Source organism: Streptomyces sp. 13-12-16, from assembly GCF_002114215.1.
Lineage (GTDB): Bacteria > Actinomycetota > Actinomycetes > Streptomycetales > Streptomycetaceae > Streptomyces.
In genome coordinates, this window is record NZ_NCTE01000267.1 from 1 (window position 1) to 2,921 (window position 2,921).

Annotated in this window: 2 protein-coding genes; one reads left to right on the forward strand and one right to left on the reverse strand. The window is 75.0% G+C overall.

Features of this window, described 5'->3' with window-relative positions; translation table 11 throughout:
- On the reverse strand, positions 1 to 2,403 hold a 2,403-nt coding region (locus B7767_RS11915; RefSeq protein ID WP_085572177.1), incomplete at its 3' end, for an AAA family ATPase.
- A gap of 262 nt (positions 2,404 to 2,665) precedes the next feature.
- Between B7767_RS11915 and B7767_RS11920 the strand changes: the two genes are divergently transcribed.
- Positions 2,666 to 2,921: DUF2510 domain-containing protein (locus B7767_RS11920; protein WP_143652371.1), on the forward strand; the 256-nt coding region annotated here is incomplete at its 3' end.

Genomic DNA, 2,921 nt, shown 5'->3' on the forward strand with positions numbered 1-2,921 from the left:
CCGGCGGACGTCGACGGCCAGCCGGGCGGCGCGGGCCGGGTCCTCGCCGGCCAGGGCGCGGGCGAGGTCGGCGGTCGCGAAGACGTGCACGGGGTTGTGGTGACCGCGGGCGGCGGCCGCCTTCTCCGCCGCCTCGAGTTCGTTGATGCCGTCCTTGGTGCGGCCGACGGCCAGTAGCAGCCGGCCGCGTACGGAACGCGGGTCGGGCAGCACGATGGTGGACGGGTAGGGCGGTGCGAAACCGTGCCGTTCGGCCACCTCCCAGGCCTCGTCGGCCCGGCCGCGGGCGAGCAGGGTGTCGACGAGGTTGCAGGTGGCCGTCCAGTACAGGGGCAGTCCGCGGCCGACGCGTTCGGCCAGGCGCAGGGACTCGCGCAGGGACGCCTCGGCCTCCGGCAGCCGGCCCCGCCTGCGGTGTCCGAGCCCCACGTAGGCGTGCGCCAGGACCAGGTGGCCCCCGCTCCAGCCCGCCGTCTCATAGGCGTTCAGGCCCTCGTGGTAGAGGCTCTCGGCGCGGTCCAGGCGGTCGGTGTAGGCATAGGCGTCGGCCAGCATCAGCAGCAGCTCGATGCCCCACTCGGGGTCGGTCCAGCCGAGGCCGGGGGCGAGGCGGCCGTTGACGAGGGCGCGGTCGCAGATCTCCACGATCTCCTCGGCGTTCTCGCCGCGCATCATGGCGTCGAAGCCGCGCACGATGAGCAGCGCGCGTTCGGAGTTGTCCCGGCCGGTGCAGGTGGCGGCGAGTTCGGCCAGCCGCTCGGAGCGGCCGGGCGAGGCGGCCTCGCCGGCGTGGATGCCCTCCCACATGAACTGCACGGTCCGCAGCCGCAGTTGCGCGGGGCCGGGTTCGAGCCGGGCGGCCTCCGCCTCGACCGTGCGGACGGCCTCCTCCAGTTGGTCGTTGTGGAGCAGTGCCTGGGAGAGGCGGACCACGGCGTCCACCCGCCGGTCGCCGTCGAGGCCGGGCATGCCGAGGGCGGCCCGCAGGTGGCCGATGGTGCGGGCGGGTGCGGTGAGGAAGGTGGCGCAGCCCAGTTCGTAGAGGACGTGTGCGTGGACCTCGGGGCGGGGCGGTTCCTCCAGGGCGCGTTCCAGGCAGCGGCGGGCGGCGTCCGGGGCGCCGACGGCGAGGTGTTCGCGGGCGGCCTCGCGCAGTTGCCAGACGAGTTCCCCGTCGTCGTCCGGGTGCACTTCGATGAGGTGGCGGGCGGCCGCGGCGGCACCGCGTCCGGAGTCGGTGACGATCCGGGCGGCGATGCCGTGCATGGCGCGGCGCAGCGCGTCGGGGATGGAGTTGTAGACGGCGGTGGCGATCAGGGGGTGGACGAACTCGAGGTCGGCGGGGTCGGTGCGGCCCGTGGCGGACGGGTCGGGGGCGGTGAGGATGCGGGCGCTGCGCAGGAGTTCGGCGCAGCGGGCGGCGTCGTCGGCGTCCAGGGTGGCGAGCCGGGCCACCAGGCCGACGGTGATGTCGTTGCCGAGGATGGCGGCGGCCCAGGCGAACCGGGTGGCGTCTATGCCGAGTTGTTCCAGGCGGGCGACGAGTCCGCCGCCGCGGGCGGAGCGGTTCAGGTCGCGCAGTTCGCCGGCGTGGGCCTCGACGGGTTCGAGTTCGCTGTCCTGGACCTTGGCGAGGAGTTCGACGGTCTCGTAGGGGTTGCCGCCGGTGACGGCCCAGACCTCGCGGCAGAACGCGGCGTCGGCGTTCTCGCCCAGGGTGGCGCGGGTGAGTCCGGCCGTGGCCTCCGGGGTGAGGACGCTGAGGGTGGTGACCGGGTGGCCGGCCGCGGCGGCGACGGCGTCCAGGTACCGGGCGCCGACTCCGGAGATCTCCCCGGACCGGCGGGCGACCACGACGAGGACGGACAGGTCCGCCAGGCGTTCGGCGAAGGCGGCGAGCCAGCGCAGGGTCTCCTGGTCCGCCCAGTGCGCGTCGTCGATCAGCAGGACCAGCGGCCAGTCCCGGCGGGCCAGCCGGCGCACGGCGGCGACCAGTCCCTCGCACACGCCCTGCGGGTCGGCGTGCCCCTCGCCGGGGTCGGCTATGCCGAGGGCGGGGCCGGCGATGTCGTACCAGTCGCCGAGGTACTCGCGGGCCTCCTCCGGCAGCATCGACACCAGCGCGGGCTGGAGGAGCTGGCGCACGACGTTGAAGGGGACGGTGCGCAGGGTCTCGCCGCCGCGGGCCGACCACACGGTGCAGCCGCGCCGTTCGGCGATGCGGCGGGTCTCGGCGAGCAGCGCGGTCTTGCCGAGACCGGCCTCGCCCCGGAGCACCAGCAGGCCGCCCGGTGAGGAGCGGTCCGCGCACAGGGTGTCGACGGCCCGAGTGATGGCGGCGACTTCCTCGTCGCGCTCCCACAGGCCGGCCGAGGGGGCGGCCGAGGGCCGTACCTCCGTCATCCCGCTACCTCCCCGAGTCGCCCGAATGACGTACAGACCTTGAGCGTAGTCCTCCCGCGGTCCGAGCGGTGCCCGCTCGCGCCACGTGTTGCCGTGACGGGTGACACGGCCCCGCCGGGTCGACGCGTTCCGCCTCTCACCAGGCGTCCTGATGGTCAAATCCTGTCAAGGGGCGGGGAGATGACAATTCCCGGGCGGGCGCGGCGGAGGTGTGACGGGGCTCTCTCATCCGGCTTTCACCGAGGCCTCATACGGTAGGGGCATGACGCAGGTGACTCCTCCCGGGTGGTACCCCGACCCCGGGCAGACGAATGAGGGGCCGGCCACCGAGCGCTGGTGGGACGGCAGGACCTGGACGGAGCAGGTCCGTCCGGTGGGGCCGGCCGCCGCCTGGGGTCCCCCGGTGCCGGGCGGCGCGGGCGGGCCGGCGTATCCGGCCTACCCGGCGTATCCCGCTCCGGCGCCGCCCGGACGGGGCCGGCGGGTGCGGAACGGGATAGCCGTGGCGGCGGCCGTCG